Below are 20,506 nucleotides of genomic sequence, written 5' to 3'. Positions count from 1 at the left end.
GCATTCGTGCCGACGTGGTCTGGCATCGTAGGCTTTGTCGGCGTGCACCTTGTCTGGACGGCGCCGCGATCGTCCTCGTCGACCACTCCGCAGAGGCGGGATGGCATCGAGGGTAGCCGCCATCATGACGCTGTCGTGCCGGTTGGCCCCGCTTAGGCGGAAGCCGAGCGGGGTGCCGCGCGCGTCGGTGACGAGGTGGCGTTTCGTGCCCGGCTTGCCGCGGTCCGTCGGGTTCGGGCCGGTGGCAGGCCCCCTTTTTTGGCCGGGACAGATGCGCTGTCCAGGCAAGCCCGGCTCCAGTCGATCTCACCCGTCGCGTGCAGACGCTCCAGCAACACGTGATGCAGGCGGCTCCACACGCCCGCCGCTTGCCAATCCCGCAGCCGCCGCCAGCAACTCATGCCGGAGCCGCAGCCCATCTCGGCCGGCAGCATCTCCCACGGCAGGCCCGAGCGCAGCACGAACAGGATGCCCGTCAGTGCGGCCCGGTTCTCAATTGGACGACGCCCGCCCTTCGGACGGGGCCGAGGCGGCGGGAGGAGCGGAGCGATCTCGTCCCAGAGATCATCGGGCAGAAGCGGTCTAGCCATGCTAAACCAACGCTGAAAACCCCGCTCAGTGCCGTTCTGTTAGGCGCTCTTAATCGGTGTTCTCTGTGGTCTGCGACGAGCCTGAACGCATTTCGGCACTCGTACGACCGGACGCGTCCTTGGGCTCGTTGATCCGGTCCCAATAGTCCGGGCGTGGACGAACCTGGAGCGCTGCGATGCTCTCGCCCCGGCTCAACCGATCGACCAGCTCCTGCGCACGCTCGCGCGTTGGGCGATACACCGGCATCCAGTCCACGAGGTAAATCGACCACGCCCCGTTCCCGAACTCCTCGACCGCCCACGACGGGCAATTCGGGTAATCCGGGTGGGTACGATCCGTAGCGCGGAACTGTGGGCCTGGCGTTGTCATGGGGCTCATGGCGATCGGTGTGAACGTGCGTAGCTGCGCCATCCACGACGGGTGCTCATCGATCGCGGATGAACGATCCACGGGGTGGCGTGGCCACACATCTTCAAATTGAGAGCCCGGGAATTAAGGGCGGTAGCGCGAAATACCGGGACCTCAGCGGATGCTGCCCCGATTTCGAATGCACCCACGACGACCCGTCAGCCCGGGCACCCCTCGTTGCCGATGCGCTGGTTGGATGAGTTTGACCCGCACTCAAATGCATAAGGCCTTGGCATTCGTCTATGAGAATGACATTCGTGCATAAAAGTGCTTATTAACCAAGTATCCGCGCCTATTACGTTAACCAACTCGTAAGACAACTTAATTCTTCGTTGACGCAATGCTCGGCCGCGTGCGCAATTACGCATGCGGGGTGTCACCCGCGTGCGTATCGTCGGGGTTCAGTATGCGTCGGCTTGTGGTGCGGTTGCGCTCGATCAGCCCGGCTCTGGCGCTGGCCCCGATCGTCGCCCTGGTAGGTACCGCTCCAGCCAGCGCGCACGTGATATGGTTCTGCGCCTTCGATGTCGCCGGTCAGCCTCGCGGCCTGGACCAAGTGCTGTGCGTCAATTTCGAGTGGCTCACCGGCCTGGCCCTCGCGTGCCTGATGGCTGGCTGCATGACTGAGGGTACCCCGCTCGGCACCGCACTCCTGAACGCCCTGGATCGCGTCACCACCAGGATCCGGACCGATACCGAGCTGCTGGTGCGGGCGACCCTCGGCTTCTTCCTCGTGTCCCTGTGGGGCCTCGGCGGCACCATCCTGACCCCCGAGCTGAAGACCGACGCGGCCTGGATCCCGTGGCTGCAGCTGGCTATGGCAACCTGCCTGATCTGGCGTCGGACCATGCCAGTCACCGCCGCCGGCATCGTCTTCCTGTTCGGCTTCGGCACGTGGCAGTACGGCCTGTTCCACATGGCCGATTATCCGGTGTTCCTCGGTGTGGCCGCCTACCTGGTGCTCAGCAGCCTCGGCATCACCCCTTTCGGGATCCGACCGCTGGACGTGGTGCGTTACACCGCCGCCGTGACCCTGATGTGGGCGAGCGTCGAGAAATGGGCCTACCCGGAGTGGACCGCTCCGCTGCTCGCCGCCAAGCCGCAAATGACCATGGGCGCCACGCCCGAGCTGTTCATGAAGTCGGCCGGCGTGATCGAATTCACCCTGGCATTCTCGCTGATCTGGACCCCGCTGGTCCGCCGCGTGGCGGCGCTGATCCTGACCGGGATCTTCGTGTCGGCGGTGTTCGAATTCGGCAAGATTGACGCGATCGGGCACTCGGGCATCATCGTGGTGCTGCTTGGCATCGCGGCTGATGACGCTCGACGGGCGGTACGCGTCCGCGACGTAGCCCTGGCACCGGCCTGGTATGGCGGCGCTCTGGCGGCCTCTCTGGCGCTCTATTACGTCAGCCACGCCGCGCTGTTCGGTGGCCTCAGCGCGCTCCCCGTCATCTGAGGGCGGATTGGGCTTGCGATGAACCTCGTGCTGGCCGGGGTTCGTTTCCCGATACGTTGCGCGGGCTTCAAAACCCAAAAAAATCATCGCGTCGGAAAAACACCCGGGGGCACCCACCCCCGGCTTTCGATTTTCCAGGTTCGTCGCATTTCCGACGGGGGTACTTGATGAAGCCTAACCCCTCGTGGAGCCGGACTGGCGCGGGCAAAGGACCCACCAACTCTGGACGGCGCCTTCGGTCAATTCGTCTTCGGGTCAGCGACCGTGAACGCGAACGTGGCTGAATAGGTGTCTGCGTCAGCCAGCGTGGGTGTTTGCGAGGGGGTAATGCGGTGACTGACCCTGAGCACCTGCGGGCCGGCCACCCGCAACGGCACCGTCGCTTCGCCGGCAGCATCCGTCGCAGCGCGAGCCTGATCCGCCTCGCTCTTGAAGGTCGCGCCGTCCGTGGCGACGACATCCGCTCCGGAAAGAGGGCGCCCATCGAATAGGACACGGACCCGGATCGAGCCCTTAGCCGACGCCGGCGCCTCCAGCGGCACGATCTCCAACGGCTGACCGACGACGCGATCCCACGGCGCGGTCGGACCGATCGCCGCCTTAGCGTACTTGACCGACCACTGACTCTTCTCGCCCTCCGGCACCATGCGCTTGCTGGCGTTGCGATAGCTGCCATCGGTCAAGCGAACCCAGTAGCCGTTGTCGTAAGCCGCCGCGACCAGGGCGTCCCCATCGAGGGCAGCGCGCAAAACCGGAACCGGCTCTGTCCCCGTCGTCGCGGTAAGCCCAACCGTCCGGGCGGGCTGATAGGCGATGAGGCTGGTGAGCTTGCTGGCTACCGGCATCTCAGGCTCATGCGGATGTCCATACTGGACCATCACGCTGCCTGGACCGGGCGACAGCCACAAATCGTGGGCGGCGGCCGGTGCCGCAAAGGCGACGGCCGCGGCAGCGAAAAGGGCGATGCGTGTCATCGTGCAGTTCCCTGGGGTATCGTGCTGGCAGCCTAACCCGGTCATGGCGTCAGCGCGACCACCGAACCCCATCACCAGCGCTAGAGCCGTGCCCGCGCGCTCTGCACGAGGTCCTGTAGGCCTCGTGACGGCGGCCCGTAGCTGACGATTGCGATATCAAGATCGTCGCCGCTGGCACGTCGCAACGCCCGCAGCATGGCTTGGTCGATCCACGCGTCGTCGTTGCCGAAGGCACCTCCGCCCAACCGCGTCAGCAGCACACGGTTGGACGCGCCGCGGGCGGCGTTGAGCCGAGCGGCGAGCAGCGTCGCCTCATATGCTGCTTCCAGCACGAGGCTGGCGAACGGCGCCCACGCTGCGGGCGGAAGACGACCGTAGGCCACTGGCAACGCCGAGCAGAACACCTGGCTGACGAGCGGGCCGGGTGACGGACCGTCAGTGACCTCGACATCCGTGTGCAGCCCGACCCGGAGCAGCCCGCGCAGCTCGTCCAACGCCTCGGTATCCGCGGCCCGGAGGTAGTCGCTTGCTGCCGACAACCCGTCCCGGGTGGCCAGAGCGTAGCCATTGCGCATCGTCCAAAGTTTCTCGATCGGCACGTCCAGACGCTGCGCCAATGCAGCACCGAGATCGGCCAAGCCGTCGAGCTGACGATCAGCCGTCTGCCCGAAACCGTCAGCTGCCGGGACGAGGTAGTTACGAAAGATCGTGGCCGCGCCCGCCGCCATGGCGCAAGCCGGACCCTGGGTACGGTCGTGCTCGTAGCGGGTGACGCCATCCTCCGGCGTCACGGTCGAGCTGACCATCTCCAACATGTTGAACTGCGAGGCGACCTGGAACAGTGCCTCACGGTTCTCGGGCTGGCGGTGCATGGTTCGCACATCGCCCTCGACTATGGATAGCCGGAGCTGGCCGGACCGACGAACAGCGCTTGCGGCGCTTCGCAGCTCCGCCAGCGACGACAGCGTCAGCGTGCCGACCGCATACGTCCGGTTCGTATTCCGGCTGTGCAGCCGTCCGTCGATCACGGACAAGCGGGATTGCGTCTCCGCGTACCATGTCTCCCGAAACCCGGTGAGCCGCTCGAACCAATCCATGCTATCGGCCCTCGCACCGTCGGCGGGCAGAGCCCATCGACTTATCCCTCGTCATCTCTGCCGCGCGTGGCCGCGTGTCGTGTCGGTACCGGTCGTGATGGGTCTAACCCGGGCCTGTCCCACCACCGAACCGGCATCCGCTTGAAGTCCTCAGAGATGTCCTCGCCGCGTTCAAGCCGGTCGGCAAGCGCCTGAGCTTGATCTCGGGTGCTGCGAGCGACGAAGTTGTCTCCGACCATGCACAATGACCATGTACCGCTGACGAGCCCCTCCACTACGAACTCGGTCAGCTGCGGGAACTCGCGCGGAGTCGTGTCTCTGACGCGGAATTTCGGCTGAATGGCTATCATGGGTCTCGCATCCTGAGTGTCGAGAGCGAGAGCTTCAATTTGGCATGGTCAAAATTTACCACCGGAGTTGCTCGATGAGAACGGAGCACCCAGTTCCTGATCATGACGCGCGAAAGACATTCTGCGGCCACCATGTCCCTCGTCGCCATACAATACGCCGTCCTTGATGAGCCGCGGTGTACAACGTGATCCTGCAGTCAAACGAGACCTTTGCCGGCGCCACGGTGCAGTGATCGCTGCTTAAAAGCGTATAGCTCCGAGCATGCGAGGAGTCTCGCCCGAGCCATAATGCGTGACACCAGTGTACCGGCGTTGATCGGCAGGCAAAGATCAAGCGGCGCAGTGTCTGGGTTGTCGTCCGACAAAGTCGCACGGCCTCTGAAATCTAAAAATTCAAGCGTCGTGGAAAAACCGGGGTGCCCCGGACAGGCGCTCCGGGAATTATCTGATCTTGATAATTCCCGGAGCTATATGGCATTTCCCAGTTAAAAGCTGTTTGCCGGTTGTTATGTTCAAATTTCTTTCATGCGCTCTCGCAAGTCAACTCGAAAACTCATCCCTTTCAACGGCAGCTGTTTTCCAAATTCATTACGGAGAGTATTAACAATGATGAAATAATTACAAGTAATGGGAACATAAATTAAGCACGATGACTTTGTCATACGGTATCCCGTACCGAACAGTTGACTCAAAACAACATTTAGAGCGTTGTTACTATTCTCAATACTATCTTTATTATTAGCACAAAACTTGTAGCTCATCTTCAAGCAACGGGTAGAAAAGTTATTGTTCACGTTAAACTCCTGTGTTTGACGGTTCGGTGTTGATCCGCAATGAGCGATTTTGGCGGTGTGCTGTAAGTAAACTACTGTACAATCAACATATCTCGACACATCTGAAGCTGAAATCGCATACCCTTCAAAGCAGGATACTTCTTGAATTCTTGAGTCAGAGCTTCATCGATTTCTACAAAATCGGACCCCTTCGGAACAGTGATTGTCAAAGGCATGGAAGATATATCGTACCCATCACCGAACAACGTACGCAAAGCCTTCCTCAGCGAAAAAAGGGCATCCATTTGATAATGCTCTTTAGTAAAGACGCACTTGACGTATAGATTACCAACAACGTACTTGCTATTTACGCTCATGACTTTGTACAAGCTTTCAATTTTATTCAGATTTATATACATAAACTCTGAAATGATGATTGGAATGACACATTGTTAAACTGATGAACGTTCACCGGCGATTGATCCTCGGCGTTGTGCCGAAACATATTCGCTGGCGACGTATGGAAGCGCGAAATCTTCCGGAATGACCGGCGGGTCCGCGGCACCCACATAGGGGGGTGGCCATAATGTCTGATAGCTATTTAGAATTTTTCTAAAGAGCAAAAGTAGCAAATAATTTTTGAGACTGTTTTATTCCAATGGCTTACGCGGGCCGGAATCAGCCTTCACCATCGCCATTGCGATACCAAGCAAGTGCTTTCTGGGCTTGCCGGTGATGGCGTCCCACGCCCGAAGCAGCCGGCGCGTGTCGCCGTCGCCCATGCCGCCGGTGTCGATCGGCGGGCTCGGCTCGAACACGCCGCTCGGCGCCCCCACGAACCAGAAGCCTGGCTCGACGCACAGCGCCCGCGCGATCTGCACCAGCCGGTACGGGCTCAGCCGGAGCGCTCCAGTCTCATAGTCCCGGTACGTACGCTCGTTGAGGCCCAGCACCTCGGCGAGGCTGTACGTCGTGTGCCCGCGGATCATCCGCTGCAGCCGCATGCGCTTGCCGATGTGACGATCGATCGGGTTGGGGATGTGGTTCTTCGCGCGGCGGGGCATTGGCGGCGTCCAAGAGAGGGGATTTATGCGGTTTCGTCCCCCTTCTCAAAAATAAGGTCTTGGACACCCTGGACCCGCCCGATCAGGGATGAAGCGCTTTCCGCTCGTTGATGGGGTGTGGCCACAGCTCTCATCCGCCGCTTGCTCAAGCCCGAGCTTCATCGCCGGCACGAGCACTGGGGCGATGTGAGCCGTATCCATTCAGCCCGGTACGAAGGATTGGAGCCGAGATATCCGGCGCCGATCTGAGTGCACTCAGCGACCTGAGCGCTACCCCGGGGGATGCGTTTGGCGCACCGGGCACGAACACATCCGTGGCTTGGACGCGACACCGGATCCGACACTTGCCTCAGCGGCGTGCCCGTGCGCGTTCGACCGAGCGCCGCCGGCCTATATGTTCTTGCAGGGTTTTTCCGCGGCCTGCCGAGCCGGTGCTCGGCCTCGTCCCCCTGCATGTGAGCAGGGAGAAGCCGATGACCGACGAAACGCCCCCGGGGGGCGCCACCGCCGATCCGCATGGCGGACATCGTTACGAAGCCGCAGTGATGCTGGAGTTTCCGTTCCTGGCCCTGGCCGAGGGCCGGACCGAGGACATCCGCTTCCCCGACAAATCAGGAGACATCACGCTGCTCGTGACCACCGAGCGGACCAAAGGCATGGCCTTCGTGTCGGACGTGAACATCCTTATCTGGGTGATCACCGAGCTGCGCGATCGCATCCGCGTGCGCCACGAACCTCGACGCGACATCGTCCTGTCGATCACCCGTTCCAAATTGCTTCGGTACATCGGGAAAGGGCCCGGGGGCGCGCAACATGAGGATCTCGCCTCGACCCTCGAACGCTTGTGCGCGACGCGGGTGGAGACGAACCTCCCGTTTGAGGTGACGGGGCGCAAGGTCCTCACGTTCTGGCTGCTGGAACGGTGCGAGCCGGACGATACCGATCCCACCGAACCTGGGTGGGCGATCACCCCGCCCGATTGGTTGATCGATGTCGTCGAACAGGACCTCATCGTTCGGATTCATCCGGACAGCATGAAGCTCCACGGCATACCACGATGTGTCTACCGCTACGCTCGGGCCCGGGTGCGGGACGCCCTATTCAGTTTCGTGGACCTCGATCCGGCACGAGCCATCGACCGTTTCGGTTCAACAGCGTCTGTCCCAACCATGCGGGACAAACTCAGGCGACTGGTCGGGGACCTCGAAAGGACGAAAGCGCTCCGCTCCGGGAAGGCTGCCCTCGGCGACGCGAAGCTATCGGGAGGTGCGAAGCCCAGAAAGGAGCGCCAGGTAATCATCCCGGATTACCTGGTCACCCCGTCCGCCACGGACGGCGTCACGCTCTCGCTCGCTCCAGAAGCATCAACGCTGGGACTTACAACCCATGAATTGAATGTGAAACCTCAGGGGCTTCTTCAGGGTACGTAAGGTCACCGGCGTCATGTACCTCAGAAATCCACCCGGGGGAGAACCGGTCACCGGGGGTGAGGCGGCCCATTCAAAGTCAAAGAATTCCGGGGGTGAAGATGGGGGGAGCCAGGCCAGGAGAGCGCGGAGCCAGCGGAACCGCGGACGACGGGGAAGCGGGGAGCATAGAATGCAGACACGAGCCAACATACGAATAGACGGGAGTGTTCCCGTTTTGTGATAACGCCGCCGTCTCCTGGATCTGGGCAACTGGCGATGGCCGATCGATCATCGGCTCGAACCCCACCTCCGCGCGCCAGTGTGCCACCATCAGCTTATACACCTCTTCGGCGTCACTAACCCGAACCACGAACTCGTCGTACACCGGCAGCAGGGGGATGCCCTTGTCGATGGCCGCCAGCATCACGGCGAGCATCACGTCCGCCTCGGTCCGCATGAAGCGTAGGCCTATACCCGAATAGAACGACTCTCTGATCGACGCGTGACGCTTCTCTATCGCTTTGAGCACGGCATGTGCCTTCTGCCGATGGGCCTTGCTCGGCCGGATCTCCCCCGCCTTCTGTTCCATAGCTTTCTCAACCCCAACTGCCCCAGCCTTGGCGTCCCGTACGGCCAGATCGTGTGCGATGGCATTCACGGCCTGCTGTCGCCCCTTCCTGCGGGTCTTCTTCGCGCAGTTGATGGCGGTGACGGTGGCGCGCTTCACGAACTTGCGCTCACCCTCCCAACCGGGGATCGCGTACGCGTCCCCTTCGAGCTTCAGCCCCACTCGCGCGTAGGCGAGGACGAGGTGCGAACAGGCATAGTCGAGCAACACTACCGGTTCGCCGGCGATGGTGATCAGCTCGCGCTCGGCCTTAGGCAGCTGCTGGATGAACAGGCCGGTCATCCGCCCGTTCTGGTCCCAGTCCTCGTTGTTGTGCACGACGTGCACGGCCCGCGCGTCGGAACGTACGTGGCGGGGCCTGAAGCCACCACGGCCGTCGGAGCAAAGACCGGGCAGACGCCAGCGATGGTCCGGCAGTCTCACGATGTCCGGGTTGCGCGTGCCGATATCGATCGACGCGAGCATCTTGTTGACGCGGATGAGCTGATCGCGGCGCTCGCGGGTGAAGTCGGTATCCTCATAGGGGACGAGACGCTTGTCGGCACCGCGCATCCGGATCGGGTCGTTCAGGTGCAGCTCGAACACGGGATTGTCGCCAAGCGCAGCCAGAGTCCTCTCGGTGACCGTGTAGGTGGATTGACGCCCCTTGGCCTTGTTTCGGCCGACGGGAGCCTTGTCGAGTTCGATCCACCCCGCCTCCGCCAGCTCCTCGACGAGATCGGGGACGATCCGGTAGGTGTAAGCTGACCCGGCGTAGCGAGCGCGTCCGGAGTAGTGGTTGCTGCGGAACGAAACCGAGACCCGCCGCCCCTCCTGATGGGCGATGACCCCCGCGGCGAGGATGCCAGCGCGCGCTTCGTCACGCTTGGCATCCCCGGTAAGGAGGCCGAGGTGTTCCATCTGCGCCCGGCTTAACCGACGCACGAAGGTCAACGCTCGGTCACGCCGCTCTTCGATCTTGTCATCAGCATCAAGATCGAGACCAGGAACATCGAGGTCGAACCCTTCGATGTCGTAGACGTTGGCGATTACCCCATCCCAGAGCTGGGTGTCACACGTCTCAAACATTCAACGATCCCCACATCAGGGGACGCGGCCGTCGGCGACATGCCGGGCCTATGCGATGCGTCCCAGCGAGGGGCCGGGCCATAAGCTAACTACTGCTATCGAGCGTTTGGAGCTGAGCTGATCTTCAGCAATACCTGCTATCACCTAAAGCTCTGAGCGAGATAGATAAAAACTCAAATGGGCGGTTGTGTCCCTTCGAAGTTTTGGCTTCGTACGAATACAGCCAGAATATTTTGGCTCTAAAAGCTGTACTCAGGCCCGATAGCATCCTCGAAGCAGATCGCCCAGCGCCTTGCGACGGAACAGCGTTCGCCATCGACGGCGTCGATGCTCAGGCCGGTCGTGCAGCATGTGGCAGCGCTGGCAAAACGCCGCGAGGTTGGCATCCGCGTTATTGCTCGTGTCATGATCGCGGTGCGCCGTGGCCAGCACCACACGGGTCTCAGCGATAGGGCCGAGATCCTCGACTGTGGGCTGGACGCGCAGGATCTCGCCGTCGCCATCGCGCCAAGCGCACACCTCGCGGTCCCACCATCGCCCATCGCCGAGGTGATAGATCTTTTGCCCGTGTGGGCGCCGGCAGCGTTCGCACCACCCTCCGGCCCGGCCAAAGCGGATCGTGATCGACAGCTCACGCCAGTCGATCTGATAGAAGAAGCGATGCTCGCGCCGGATCGGCATCAGGGTCGGTCCTTACCCACGGCGCCGTCGATCGGCACCTGTGAGCCTGCACGGCAGAAGGTGGGGTAGAAAACCGTCAGGCTTCGACCGGGGCGAACAAATCAAATTGCTCCGTTGGCCGGCGAGCGCGTGACCGCGAGCTGAAAGCGGCACGCATAGATTTGTTCATTGGGATTGTCGGCAGACCAGTCCCGGGCTTGCCGTAAAGCACGGCCCCTACGATCCGGCAGCCATCGCCACCGTGAAACACGTTCGCAGTGTGGGGACCGGCCCGCAGGATCTCCTGTACCAGCACCTCGCCAACCCCCATCCCAGACAAAGCCCGCAGCAGGCAGGGCACCCCCACCGCCTCGATATTGAACGACTGGAATTCCGCGGCGCGCTGTCGCCAAACTTGGCGCACGGCTCCAGCGCTCGTCTCAGCGAAAGGGTTGGGCGCCGCTTGTGTCGCCGGGTCGGCGACGAAGGCCGCGATTACGCCGCGGTCGGCGATGTGATGGGCTGCAAGCAACGAGACCGCGAGTTGGCGTCGGCTGATCGACATGTCGCTCCGGCGATCTTCCTCAGATCACGAACGGGCACCTCTCGGATGGACGACCGTGCGCAGCGGTGTGCGACCTCCGTCCCTATGGAAAGTACGTCGGTATGGGCAGCGCACCGAGGCCACACCGATCCACGTACGAACTCAGCCCTTGGCCGCGGTGCTGTTAGCCCGCGCCCGGGGGAAGTAGGTATAGAACGTGTCCCGATTGACCCCGAGCCGCTTGGCAATGTCGGCCACGCTGATCGTGCCGGCCGCGAGCAAGGCACGGCCGACCGCGATGTCGTCCTCAGTCAGCTTCTTGGGCCGGCCGCCCTTGCGACCCCGGGCGAGCGCTGCCTTCAGCCCCTCCATCGTGCGCTCGCGGTTGAGGTCGAGGAAGTACTCGGCCATAGCCCCGTGCATCTGCAGGGCGAAGCGGCCGTGGGCGGTAGCGCTGTCGAACTGTTCGGTGAGCGAGCGGAAGTGCACGTCCTTCACCCGCAGCCCGTCAATGGTGCGCATCATCTCGACGAGTGAACGGCCGAGCCGGTCGAGCTTCCACACCACGAGCACGTCCTCGGGTCGGAGGTAGGCGAGCGCCGCCTCGAACTCCGGTCGCTTGGTCCCGGCCTTGCCGGACTTCTTCTCCTCGAACAGACGCTCGCACCCGGCTTTGGTCAGGGCGTCACGCTGGAGGTCGAGGTTCTGATCGAGGGTGGAGACGCGGGCATATCCGATGAACATGTCGGGATGATGCCAAATCAGCGTTTATCCGGCAATAGAAAAGCCGACACGTTTTTCCGACAGAAACAGGGCCGTTTCGGGCGGTTTGTGACTGGCCCTTTAGCATCGTCGGGAAAACGGTCGTTTTCTGGACACATTGTGACCGAGGTTCATCGATTGCATTCGGTCCTGACTATGGCAATATCGATGTGATTCGCTCCGTCTTTTGTCGGTATCGACGAGGGGTCATCATGCGAAATTTACTGATTTTATCGGCCTTTGCACTCCTTGCCTCATCAACAGCCGATCTAAACGCTGAGGTCGTCGGCAATGGATCCGGATGCAAGAACTGCGCACCAGGAGAATTTGCCGTCGTCAACAACGATGACGTTGGACATGGACGATATACATATACTGCTAGGCCAACCTGCAATGTCGGTACTGCTGGTGACTTAGGAAAAGCAATCGACGGAGTCGAGAAGGCCACAATGAAAGATTTTGCTGGGGCCCTCCGCGAACTCACCAATACGGACGCTTTCCGGAAGGCTGCAGACCCGATCCATGGAGAGGTCGGTAAGGTTCTGAACGGAGGAAAGACCGATACAGCTAATTGTCAGCTGCTGTGCAACATCGTTCCTCTTGAGTCAGAGATCATAGGCTACTCGCTCTGGGCAGGTGACAACAAAGACAATCTCGCGAGATGTGAGGCAGGAAGAGATTGCCCAATTGGGTATAGTAAATTCGAAGACAGGCCTGCAACCACGCAGTCAGCTAGCTCAAAACTACATTGTACTAATTTTATGAATTGGAGCCACGACAAAGATCGGGTCACCCGCTTCGTTACGTTCTTTAAGCCGCCCGCCAAATGGGAAAGAGATCGCGACTTTTAGGATTAATGCCAGGGCCAGTCTAAGCCGCAAATTTTTACAGAGCATGTCGCGCAACTCAGGAGGTCGCCATGACGTTGAAAATCGCCTTGCGTGGAGCTGTCATTAGCGCCGCAATACTGGCGTATCCTGGATGGTCAGGCGCCCATCCTGTCAACAATAGCTGTCATAGCGACTGCCAAGGATCCCCGCCTGCAACCTTGAAGCACAAACACACTTCAACTACCCCCGAAAATCCTCCCTGCAGTAGTTATACACTTTGTCCCACGAGTGAACTTGGTTCGAAGTCACGGTGGGCTAGCGCAAAGAAGAGCCAAACTCCGAAATCAGGCACCGAAATCGATTCTGTACAGTAAGTCATGAGCACAGAGGCAAGGCTTGTCTCTACCGTCTCTTAATGAAAAGGCATGTATGCGCCGCCCAGCCGAGTTCGTCTGGGCGGCAGCAATCCTTTGCAGCTAGGCCCATATAAACTACGCCTGAAACTTGCGATTGATGTAGGCTTCTATCGTGCAGCTGAGGTCGGTTCTTCCACTGGCTGCTTGCTTAGTTGCTGAACCCTGCGTGGCAGCTCGCGCAGGAGCGCGATGCGCCGGTAGGGCGTGAGCTTTCGCCACGTCTTAATCTCCGGGATCGTCCGCCCGCAGCCCAGACACCAGCCGGTCTTACCGTCCCACTCACACACCCCGATGCAGGGGTCATCCTTCTTCATGGTAGGGGCCTCCCTGCCCCGGTCGTGCAATTTTTGCTCGACAACCGATAGGGTACCCCCCTATATATCTTCTCCTAAGGGAAAGCCGCTCATGGCCCATACGATCAAGGACAAGACCAAGCTGCTGGCGCGGGTGCGCCGGATCAAAGGCCAGGCGGAAGCCGTCGAGCGAGCCTTGGAGGCCGAGCTGGGCTGCACCGATGTGCTGATGCTGGTCGCCTCGATGCGCGGCGCCATCAACGGCCTGACCGCCGAGCTGATGGAAGATCACATCCGCCACCACGTCGTGAACCCGGACGCCGAGCCGGATGCCGACCGGGCCAAAGGCGCGGCCGAGCTGATCGAGGTGGTGCGGACCTACCTTAAATAACGAAAGCCGATGCCATGACCTCTTTGACCGACCTGCTTCAGCAGGGGACGGCGCACGCCTGGCTGTTCGTGCCCACCGCGATCCTGCTTGGTGCCCTGCACGGCCTCGAACCCGGCCACTCTAAGACGATGATGGCGGCGTTCATCATCGCGGTGCGCGGGACGGTCACGCAGGCGGTCTTGTTGGGGCTGGCGGCCACCCTGTCACACACGGCGGTCGTGTGGGTGATTGCGCTGGGCGGGCAGTATTTCGGGCAGGAGTACCTGGGACAGGCTAGCGAGCCGTATTTCCAGCTCGCCTCGGCGGTGCTGATCGTCGGCATTGCACTCTGGATGGCGTGGCGGACCTGGCGCGAGCAGTACCACCACCATGACCACCATCATGACGAGGTGCAGCACATCACGACCAGCACCGGCTTGCTGACGCTGGAGGTGCTCGAGGACGGTGCGCCCCCGCGCTGGCGGGTGCGCAGCGAGCGCGGACCGTTACCGGCAACCAATGCCGTGACCGTTGAAACCATCCGTCCAGACGGCACCCGGCAGACGTTCGCCTTTGCCAACGGCGGCGAGTTCCTGGAGAGCCTAGAGGAAATCCCGGAGCCGCACGCGTTCATCGCGCGGCTGCACCTCAACGCTCCGGCCGGGGCGGAGGTCCACGAGGTCGCCTTTGCGGAGCATGACCACGATCGCGACCATATGAACCTGGGCGACGAGGACGACGCCCACGCCCGCGCTCACGCGGCCGACATTCGCAAGCGGTTTGCGGGGCGGACCGTGACCACCGGGCAGATCATAATGTTCGGCTTGACCGGTGGTCTGATCCCGTGCCCGGCAGCGATCACGGTGCTGTTGCTCTGCATCCAGCTCAAGCAGCTGAGCCTCGGGTTCGTGCTGGTGGTGTGTTTCAGCATTGGGCTGGCATTAACGATGGTGTCAGCGGGCGTGCTGGCGGCCCTGAGCATCAAGCATGTTGCCTCGCGCTGGTCCGGGTTCAGCAGCTTCGCCCGGCAGGCACCCTCCGCCTCGGCCGTGCTGATCGTGCTGGTGGGCCTCTATACCGGCTGGCTCGGCTGGCAGGGCATCCAGCATGGCCCGGCGGCTCATACTGCCGAAGCCACGGCCCGACAAAACTCTTGAATTTTGAGAGGGCGCGAGCGGCCGCACCTTCCTCATTCGTCCGCTTAGGAACCCGCATCACAGATCCATGTTGATGTGGTCGAGGTCGGAGGACTGACCATGCCGGCAGATGGCGGAATTCTCAGCGGACCCCTTACGCTAAAAAGCTTCAGCCTCCTGGCTACGACCGGAGGCGCTACAGGCACGTTTATAGGTTTCGCCTACATCAAGTTTGAGGATTATGTAGAGGCCAAGCGTAAAGCCAAAGCTGCCGCAGCTGGTTCGGGACAAGCGGAGGCTTCAACAAAAGCCGGGCCGACGAAGCCGACCTGGTCACGTCGTGGCAAGAGCTATGCTCTGGAAATGGGCCTAGCCGGCCTGATGATTTTCGTTCTCGTTCCTGAGACCGATTTCTCAAACATAGAACTGAAATCCGGTGCCCACTATCTCCTTCGGGAGATCGCTGAACACTACCCGTCTGCAAAGGTCAGCTTGCAAGACTGTGTTTTGGCAATGATGGAATTCCAAAAGTCAAAGCCAACTTAGGAACAGATATTTCGCGACGATACTCCGCTTAAAACGGAATATCGTCGTCAAAATTGTAATTTTTGGCAGCTTGGCGGCGCGGCGACGGCAAATCCCTACGCGGCGGAGACAGAGCTTTGAACTCTGCCGGGGGAGCAAGTTGCTTCTTTTCTTGTTCCTCCGCTCGCGCTTTTGCGACGGTCTGCATGATGTTGGTCACAACACGACTTGTCAGCTCGTATGAGGCCCACGCCGCGCCGGGCACGGCAATAATATCAAATACCAACATAGAAACAGCCAAGAGGTTAACGCGCCGTTTCTCTAACTCGGCCTGAAAAGCATCAAGCCTATCAAGCAATGCTTCCCGCTTTGTATCTGGCATGTCGGATTGTTCGATACAGCCCCTAAGTTCTTGAATATAACCCCGGATACTATCCTTCGTTTTTGGCGGAACCTCGACTGACTGCCGCCGCGTCCTCGAGCTGTTATCAATCACAAGCTGCGTGATGTAGTGATCGAGATGGTCACGGAAATCTCGATAGCTTCTATTGTCAAAATTGTTTGCGGTTGGCAGTTCCATCGAAGCAAACGGCTCTATTTCAAACCGCTTTGCCGCTGCTAAGAGGACGTTGACGAAGCTATGGCGTAAATCCTCTATCTCCCGCCATTCCTGCTCATGGTCGGGGTCAAAGTTCTTCGTTTGATCGGCCAAGCTGCGTTGAGCTAGGTTTGCGAGCTGCATGAAGGCAACGCGCGGGTCCTCGTCCAGCTCATCGAGCTGATCCTGAGTGACGAAGTTCAAGATGCTCATGAGGCCGCATTTTACCGAGCAGCGGGCGGCGCAGCCATGCGCGGAGGAGCACCAAGCTGCTTTACGCACATCATAAGGTGTGACCAAACCGCCGGGGGCCTTCGACAGACAAGTACGGCCGAGCTTCATGGCTTGCTTACGGCACCTGCCTCACCATACGTTAGGAAGAACATAGACAGAACGAGACGCCCCACAATCAGCCAGGGCCGCACAGCCTCGTAACCCCGAACTTTGAGAGGCACCGCAGGAGGCGTCCGTTGCAACCGTGCCCGTTGCGTTCCTGCATGGGGCAACGTACCAAACAATCCGACGGCGAATCCTCGCCAAAACATTCACATGACGAAGTAGTATAAGAAAGATACAGAAAAGGCAGATTGAGTATACGATGCCGCCAGAACCCTACTCTGCAATTTCAGCACGACAAGAGCACTTTTCCGGTGCCTATGTCCGTGCTGTTTGTGCAGTTACCGGATGCGGTATTTCCAAACCCGAGCCGGACGACGACAAAATAGATTTTACGCTTAGCTCGCGTGTGGTTGGGACGGTCAGAACTAAGCCCAAAATCGACATTCAGCTTAAATGTCAGATGAGTGGCGTCCCTGAGGGTGACGGCCCGATTTCATATGTCTTGGACCTGTAAACCTATAACAACTTGCGTGATCCGCTAGTTACGAACCCGCGCTACCTCGTCGTAGTATTCGTATCTAATACCGTTGATGAGTGGATTTCTCAAACGGAGCAAGAGCTGACGTTTAGACATTGCGGTTACTGGTGTTCCCTCAAGGGACAGCCAGAAAGCGAAAACGGAACGGTTCAGACTGTCTACCTGGCGAGGGCAAACGTCTTCACTCCTGACGTGCTGCGGCGAATGATGGAGAGAGCAAGCAACGGCGAGGACATGCCATGAAAGCATTGATCCAAGACGCTGTAGCAATCAATTCCATCAAGCCGTTGAACGTCATCGGCTATCTGCGCTCGCACGGATGGAGCAAATTTAGCGAAGTTCACGGTAAGTTTTCCGTGTGGGATAATCCTGCGTTCCCAGATAACGAGGTTGTTGTACCTTTACGGCGGGAAGCTAGTGATTTTATCATCCGCCTTGGGGATATTCTCAAGGAACTATCCGCGGCAGAAGGTCGCTCACAGCTTGAGGTTCTTCGTGACCTAATAAATTCAGGGTTTGACGTCATTCGGCTGGGCGTTAGATCGCCAAACACTGATAGCGGAACTGTGAGAATTGAAGACGGTGTAAGGCTGTTTGAGCAAACACGCGAAATGCTGCTTGCTGCGGCATGTTCTACGGTGCGCCCGCGTGCGGTGTTCCACTCACGGAAGCCACAACAGGCACTTGAGTATATGAATGGTGCGCGGCTTGGACAGACTGAACATGGAAGCTTCATTCTAACCGTGCTTTCGCCAGTTGCGCCACAGCTTAACCCGTTCAGCGAAACCGACCTTTTCCCGGAAGAACCTTTTGAAAGGCAGGTCGTAAAGACGCTTGCACTAGGCGTTCAAACTACAGTCACAGCCGCAGAACAGTCTGCCCTTGCGACTGAGGATAATTTCCGGCCATTCCAGGAGGCCGTAAACTTAGGGGTGAGCGCGAACCTGTGCGAGGGCATTGTAGGGCTATTTAGGTTCGGCGATCAGGCTTCTATCAGCCTGTCTGTAGCATGGGCACAAAACAGGCCGATGCCTGAGGCGGTGCCATCCCGAACTGTCATCACAAGCGACGTTATCCCGACAATAACGGAAGCTGCCCGCATATTCAGGGCACGGGATGCCCTTGAAGACTACCAAGTTACCGGTCCTGTGGTGAAGCTTGAACGCGCAGACGGGCAGGAAGCTGGGCGTGTTACAATCTATGCATTGATTGAAGGCGTCATGAGAAAGGTCAACGTAACTCTACTACCAACGGAATACGCGCAAGCGACCCGTGCCCACGAGGAATACAAGTCAGTCAAGCTGATAGGTACGGTGGTAAGAGAAGGGCGCTCTTACCGGGTTAACAATCCTACGGGCTTCTCTTTTGCTTCTGACGAAGACGAATAACTTAAATCCGCCCGCGGCCTCTAAGGGTGTTACTACTGCCATGCCAGGCCATAGAGGATGATCCCTCCGGCTACGATCTGGGCCGCGAGCAAGACTGGGTATAGGTGCTGCCGTAATTCCTCGATCTGTTTTAATTCTGGTAGGCATGGCCCTTTGGTGGGCATTCAGCGGGTTGAGAAAAACGGCATGACACATTCGCCGCAAAGCTCTTAATATTTTGCCATGTACATCCTATTCATTGCCATAGTGCAACGTCCGGCGTTGCCATGCACAGCATAGAATTTAACAGCGCCGCAGCCTGCGAAGTTGCCAAATCTCAAATCGTTGGCTTTGGCGATGCGGGAAATGTCTCAGCGAAATGCGTTGCAAAGGGACCGGAGAAACACGTTTAGGCGCTAGTATCAGGCTGCGCCGCTAGACCGCCAACAGCTCGCCCCATCGGGTCGTGTAGCGTTGAGACAAGAACTCCGCCTTGAGCTTCCATGGCCGATCGGTGCCGCTGCACGCGAACCGCACCCGGTCGCGCCCGTAGCGGGCATTAAGCTGGTCCACGCATGCCATCAAGCGTACCCGTTCGGGCCGGTCCGGCCGGAGGAACAGCGAGCCTTGCACGCTGTCGGCCGGGTGCAGATCGAGGAACAGCACCCCGCACTTTTTGTAGCGGAACCCGGGCCGGTAGATGCCCTTCAGGCCCCACAAGGCGGCGCGGATCAGCCGGCCGGTGTCGCGCTGGTGCCAATCGTCAGCCGGACGGGCCGGGTCGCGTAGTACGGGGCGTCCTCGGGTTTGTGCCGGTTGGTGGTGACCATCACGACCACGGAGGCGGTCGCCAGGCCCTGCCGACGCATTTTCTGCGCGGCGTAGGAGGTGTAGGCGGTCAGTGCCTCGGCCATCTCGGAAAATCCTTCCACCGCTCGCCCGAAACTTCGGCTGCAGCAGATGGTTTTGCTCTCCGGACTGTCCTGTTCGAGGTCCAAGCAGGGTGTCCCCTGCAGCTCCAGGACGGTCCGCTGTAGGACTACGTTGAACCGCTGGCGGATCATGGTGGGGTCCGCGTCGCGTAGCTGGAGAGGGGTGGTGATCCCGATCTCCGCCAGACGCTGCACGATGCGATGTCCGACGCCCCACACGTCGCCGAGGTCCAGCTTCGCCAGCGCTGCGGTCTGCTCCTTGTCATTGGGGAGGTAGCAGACTCCTCCGCTGGCGGGGTCCTTCTTGGCCGTGCGGTTGGCGACCTTGGCGATGGTCTTGGTTGTGCTGATCCCGACGCACACGGGGATCCCGGTCTTCTGAAGGACGGTGGCGCGTGCCTGCCGCGCAAGGGCGTCCGGATCGGCAAAGCCGGACAGCCCGAGGAAGGCTTCGTCGATCGAGTACATCTCCAGGTCCGGTGTGAATTCGGACAGCACACGCATCACCCGGGCGGAGAGATCGCCGTAGAGGGTATAGTTGGAGCTGCGCACCTGGACGCCCCAACGCTCAAACTCGGCGCGGCGCAGGTGCCAGGCATCGCCCATCTTGATCCCGAGCGCCTTGGCCTCGTTGCTGCGCGCGATCACGCAGCCGTCGTTGTTGGAGAGGACCACCACCGGCACGCCGCGCAGCTTGGGCTGAAACAGCCGCTCGCACGAGGCGTAGAAGTTGTTGCAGTCGACGAGGGCGACCGGGCCGCCCATGGATCAAAACATCCACACGGAACGGATCACGACACCCCAGATCTCAAATTCGGCCTTCGGGGAGACCGGGATGTCGGAGAACGCCTCGTTCTCCGGGCGCAGGATGACCTGCTCGCCTTTGAGGATGTAGCGCTTGAGGGTGAACTCACCGTTCAGGCAGGCGACGATCACACAGCCGGAGCGGACCGGCGCCGCCTTTCGACGACGGCGATGTCACCGGGAAACAGCCCCGCCTCGATCATGCTTTCGCCGGTGACGCGCACGGCGAACACCGACGGCAGGTGGGCGCTCATCAGCTCGTTGAAGTCGAGCGGGTTCTCCAGGTCGGCCTCGGCCGGGGAGGGGAAGCCGCAGGCCACGGAGCCGGCCACAAAGGGCACCGCACCCGCCGTGCGGGCCTCGACATTCAGAAACGCGCCGATGCCACTGGAGGAGCCGCCGCGGGCTGCCATGCGCCGCGCCATATCGGCAATCTCCACCGGCAGGCGAACCACTGTGGTCGGTTCCTTCTTCGGCTGGCCGGCGCCCTCACGGGGGCCGCCCCAGCCGGTTCTCTTGCTCTGGCGCACAGGGCCATCCTCCGTCTTGATACTTGTTACAGGTATCAAGC

General features: G+C 60.3%; 19 protein-coding genes and 3 pseudogenes. 8 read left to right on the top strand and 14 right to left on the bottom strand.

Going from position 1 to position 20,506, the window contains the following annotated elements:
* Positions 1 to 590 (bottom strand): annotated as a pseudogene (locus BM228_RS17370) (IS5 family transposase); the annotation flags it as partial.
* 49 nt (positions 591 to 639) lie between these two features.
* Positions 640 to 1,002 carry a hypothetical protein gene (locus tag BM228_RS17365; protein ID WP_092042628.1) on the bottom strand — a complete coding sequence of 121 codons (363 nt, stop codon included), beginning with the start codon at positions 1,000 to 1,002 and terminating at the stop codon, positions 640 to 642.
* Between the two features lie 403 nt (positions 1,003 to 1,405).
* Here BM228_RS17365 and BM228_RS17360 point away from each other — a divergent pair, with 403 nt between their 5' ends.
* On the top strand, positions 1,406 to 2,458 hold the full coding sequence (locus BM228_RS17360; RefSeq protein ID WP_244537179.1) for a hypothetical protein: 1,053 nt from the start codon (positions 1,406 to 1,408) through the stop codon (positions 2,456 to 2,458).
* A gap of 239 nt (positions 2,459 to 2,697) precedes the next feature.
* On the opposite strand, the gene BM228_RS17355 is transcribed toward BM228_RS17360, so the two are convergent.
* From BM228_RS17355 to BM228_RS17340, 3 genes are all read right to left on the bottom strand, one after another.
* Positions 2,698 to 3,432, bottom strand: coding sequence for a DUF4198 domain-containing protein (locus BM228_RS17355; protein ID WP_092042626.1), 735 nt, complete (start codon positions 3,430 to 3,432; stop codon positions 2,698 to 2,700).
* Between the two features lie 80 nt (positions 3,433 to 3,512).
* The gene (locus BM228_RS17350; RefSeq protein WP_092042625.1) at positions 3,513 to 4,529 is read right to left on the bottom strand and encodes a hypothetical protein; all 1,017 of its coding nucleotides are present in this window, start codon (positions 4,527 to 4,529) and stop codon (positions 3,513 to 3,515) included.
* Between the two features lie 1,773 nt (positions 4,530 to 6,302).
* A complete protein-coding gene (locus BM228_RS17340) occupies positions 6,303 to 6,716 on the bottom strand; it encodes a helix-turn-helix domain-containing protein (RefSeq protein ID WP_092042622.1) in 414 nt (137 codons plus the stop codon).
* Positions 6,717 to 7,189: 473 nt separating this feature from the next.
* Here BM228_RS17340 and BM228_RS17335 point away from each other — a divergent pair, with 473 nt between their 5' ends.
* Entirely contained in the window at positions 7,190 to 8,146 is a 957-nt protein-coding gene (locus BM228_RS17335; RefSeq protein ID WP_167367758.1) for a replication initiator protein A, read from the top strand.
* Between the two features lie 76 nt (positions 8,147 to 8,222).
* Here the strand turns inward: BM228_RS17335 and BM228_RS17330 are convergent, their stop codons facing one another.
* From BM228_RS17330 to BM228_RS17315, 4 genes are all read right to left on the bottom strand, one after another.
* Positions 8,223 to 9,821, bottom strand: coding sequence for a hypothetical protein (locus BM228_RS17330; protein WP_092042619.1), 1,599 nt, complete (start codon positions 9,819 to 9,821; stop codon positions 8,223 to 8,225).
* A gap of 252 nt (positions 9,822 to 10,073) precedes the next feature.
* A complete protein-coding gene (locus tag BM228_RS17325) occupies positions 10,074 to 10,502 on the bottom strand; it encodes a hypothetical protein (protein ID WP_092042617.1) in 429 nt (142 codons plus the stop codon).
* Between the two features lie 76 nt (positions 10,503 to 10,578).
* Entirely contained in the window at positions 10,579 to 11,046 is a 468-nt protein-coding gene (locus BM228_RS17320; RefSeq protein WP_092042616.1) for a hypothetical protein, read from the bottom strand.
* A 141-nt stretch (positions 11,047 to 11,187) separates the two neighbouring features.
* Positions 11,188 to 11,769: a recombinase family protein gene (locus BM228_RS17315; RefSeq protein ID WP_092042614.1), complete on the bottom strand. Its 582-nt coding sequence runs from the start codon at positions 11,767 to 11,769 to the stop codon at positions 11,188 to 11,190.
* 230 nt (positions 11,770 to 11,999) lie between these two features.
* Between BM228_RS17315 and BM228_RS33825 the strand changes: the two genes are divergently transcribed.
* Positions 12,000 to 12,638, top strand: coding sequence for a hypothetical protein (locus BM228_RS33825; protein WP_139234107.1), 639 nt, complete (start codon positions 12,000 to 12,002; stop codon positions 12,636 to 12,638).
* Positions 12,639 to 13,140: 502 nt separating this feature from the next.
* Here the strand turns inward: BM228_RS33825 and BM228_RS17310 are convergent.
* On the bottom strand, positions 13,141 to 13,347 hold the full coding sequence (locus BM228_RS17310) for a DUF1289 domain-containing protein (RefSeq protein ID WP_092042639.1): 207 nt from the start codon (positions 13,345 to 13,347) through the stop codon (positions 13,141 to 13,143).
* A 91-nt stretch (positions 13,348 to 13,438) separates the two neighbouring features.
* Between BM228_RS17310 and BM228_RS17305 the strand changes: the two genes are divergently transcribed.
* From BM228_RS17305 to BM228_RS33820, 3 genes are all read left to right on the top strand, one after another.
* Entirely contained in the window at positions 13,439 to 13,717 is a 279-nt protein-coding gene (locus tag BM228_RS17305) for a metal/formaldehyde-sensitive transcriptional repressor (protein WP_092042612.1), read from the top strand.
* A 14-nt stretch (positions 13,718 to 13,731) separates the two neighbouring features.
* Positions 13,732 to 14,853 (top strand): nickel/cobalt efflux transporter, encoded by a 1,122-nt coding sequence (locus tag BM228_RS17300; protein ID WP_092042611.1) that lies wholly within the window; start codon positions 13,732 to 13,734, stop codon positions 14,851 to 14,853.
* A gap of 99 nt (positions 14,854 to 14,952) precedes the next feature.
* Entirely contained in the window at positions 14,953 to 15,378 is a 426-nt protein-coding gene (locus tag BM228_RS33820) for a hypothetical protein (protein WP_139234106.1), read from the top strand.
* A gap of 28 nt (positions 15,379 to 15,406) precedes the next feature.
* On the opposite strand, the gene BM228_RS17295 is transcribed toward BM228_RS33820, so the two are convergent.
* Positions 15,407 to 16,168 (bottom strand): hypothetical protein, encoded by a 762-nt coding sequence (locus BM228_RS17295; RefSeq protein ID WP_092042609.1) that lies wholly within the window; start codon positions 16,166 to 16,168, stop codon positions 15,407 to 15,409.
* 385 nt (positions 16,169 to 16,553) lie between these two features.
* Between BM228_RS17295 and BM228_RS36115 the strand changes: the two are divergent.
* Together BM228_RS36115 and BM228_RS33815 are read left to right on the top strand one after the other, a co-directional pair.
* A pseudogene (locus BM228_RS36115) lies at positions 16,554 to 17,075 on the top strand (DUF4365 domain-containing protein).
* Positions 17,072 to 18,220 (top strand): hypothetical protein, encoded by a 1,149-nt coding sequence (locus BM228_RS33815; RefSeq protein WP_139234105.1) that lies wholly within the window; start codon positions 17,072 to 17,074, stop codon positions 18,218 to 18,220. Before BM228_RS36115 ends, BM228_RS33815 begins: the two are co-directional and overlap by 4 nt.
* Before the next feature lie 414 nt (positions 18,221 to 18,634).
* On the opposite strand, the gene BM228_RS35405 is transcribed toward BM228_RS33815, so the two are convergent.
* The 3 genes and pseudogenes from BM228_RS35405 to BM228_RS35400 form a co-directional block, all read right to left on the bottom strand.
* Positions 18,635 to 18,919 (bottom strand): DUF4113 domain-containing protein, encoded by a 285-nt coding sequence (locus tag BM228_RS35405; protein ID WP_244537178.1) that lies wholly within the window; start codon positions 18,917 to 18,919, stop codon positions 18,635 to 18,637.
* 11 nt (positions 18,920 to 18,930) lie between these two features.
* Positions 18,931 to 19,896, bottom strand: a complete 966-nt coding sequence (locus tag BM228_RS17280; RefSeq protein WP_244537177.1) for a Y-family DNA polymerase — start codon at positions 19,894 to 19,896, stop codon at positions 18,931 to 18,933.
* 3 nt (positions 19,897 to 19,899) lie between these two features.
* Positions 19,900 to 20,348, bottom strand: a pseudogene (locus tag BM228_RS35400) (LexA family protein).
* Between the last annotated feature and the right edge of the window lie 158 nt (positions 20,349 to 20,506).

The organism is Methylobacterium pseudosasicola (assembly GCF_900114535.1).
GTDB classification, from domain to species: Bacteria; Pseudomonadota; Alphaproteobacteria; order Rhizobiales; family Beijerinckiaceae; genus Methylobacterium; species Methylobacterium pseudosasicola.
This window is presented reverse-complemented; position numbering and strand designations above follow the sequence as displayed.

Bases quoted from the DNA above. Each gene is read 5' to 3' on its own strand.
- BM228_RS17365 (WP_092042628.1), bottom strand. From the start codon at position 1,002: ATGGCGCAGCTACGCACGTTCACACCGATCGCCATGAGCCCCATGACA.
- BM228_RS17360 (WP_244537179.1), top strand. From the start codon at position 1,406: ATGCGTCGGCTTGTGGTGCGGTTGCGCTCGATCAGCCCGGCTCTGGCG.
- BM228_RS17355 (WP_092042626.1), bottom strand. From the start codon at position 3,432: ATGACACGCATCGCCCTTTTCGCTGCCGCGGCCGTCGCCTTTGCGGCA.
- BM228_RS17350 (WP_092042625.1), bottom strand. From the start codon at position 4,529: ATGGATTGGTTCGAGCGGCTCACCGGGTTTCGGGAGACATGGTACGCG.
- BM228_RS17340 (WP_092042622.1), bottom strand. From the start codon at position 6,716: ATGCCCCGCCGCGCGAAGAACCACATCCCCAACCCGATCGATCGTCAC.
- BM228_RS17335 (WP_167367758.1), top strand. From the start codon at position 7,190: ATGACCGACGAAACGCCCCCGGGGGGCGCCACCGCCGATCCGCATGGC.
- BM228_RS17330 (WP_092042619.1), bottom strand. From the start codon at position 9,821: ATGTTTGAGACGTGTGACACCCAGCTCTGGGATGGGGTAATCGCCAAC.
- BM228_RS17325 (WP_092042617.1), bottom strand. From the start codon at position 10,502: ATGCCGATCCGGCGCGAGCATCGCTTCTTCTATCAGATCGACTGGCGT.
- BM228_RS17320 (WP_092042616.1), bottom strand. From the start codon at position 11,046: ATGTCGATCAGCCGACGCCAACTCGCGGTCTCGTTGCTTGCAGCCCAT.
- BM228_RS17315 (WP_092042614.1), bottom strand. From the start codon at position 11,769: ATGTTCATCGGATATGCCCGCGTCTCCACCCTCGATCAGAACCTCGAC.
- BM228_RS33825 (WP_139234107.1), top strand. From the start codon at position 12,000: ATGCGAAATTTACTGATTTTATCGGCCTTTGCACTCCTTGCCTCATCA.
- BM228_RS17310 (WP_092042639.1), bottom strand. From the start codon at position 13,347: ATGAAGAAGGATGACCCCTGCATCGGGGTGTGTGAGTGGGACGGTAAG.
- BM228_RS17305 (WP_092042612.1), top strand. From the start codon at position 13,439: ATGGCCCATACGATCAAGGACAAGACCAAGCTGCTGGCGCGGGTGCGC.
- BM228_RS17300 (WP_092042611.1), top strand. From the start codon at position 13,732: ATGACCTCTTTGACCGACCTGCTTCAGCAGGGGACGGCGCACGCCTGG.
- BM228_RS33820 (WP_139234106.1), top strand. From the start codon at position 14,953: ATGCCGGCAGATGGCGGAATTCTCAGCGGACCCCTTACGCTAAAAAGC.
- BM228_RS17295 (WP_092042609.1), bottom strand. From the start codon at position 16,168: ATGAGCATCTTGAACTTCGTCACTCAGGATCAGCTCGATGAGCTGGAC.
- BM228_RS33815 (WP_139234105.1), top strand. From the start codon at position 17,072: ATGAAAGCATTGATCCAAGACGCTGTAGCAATCAATTCCATCAAGCCG.
- BM228_RS17280 (WP_244537177.1), bottom strand. From the start codon at position 19,896: ATGGGCGGCCCGGTCGCCCTCGTCGACTGCAACAACTTCTACGCCTCG.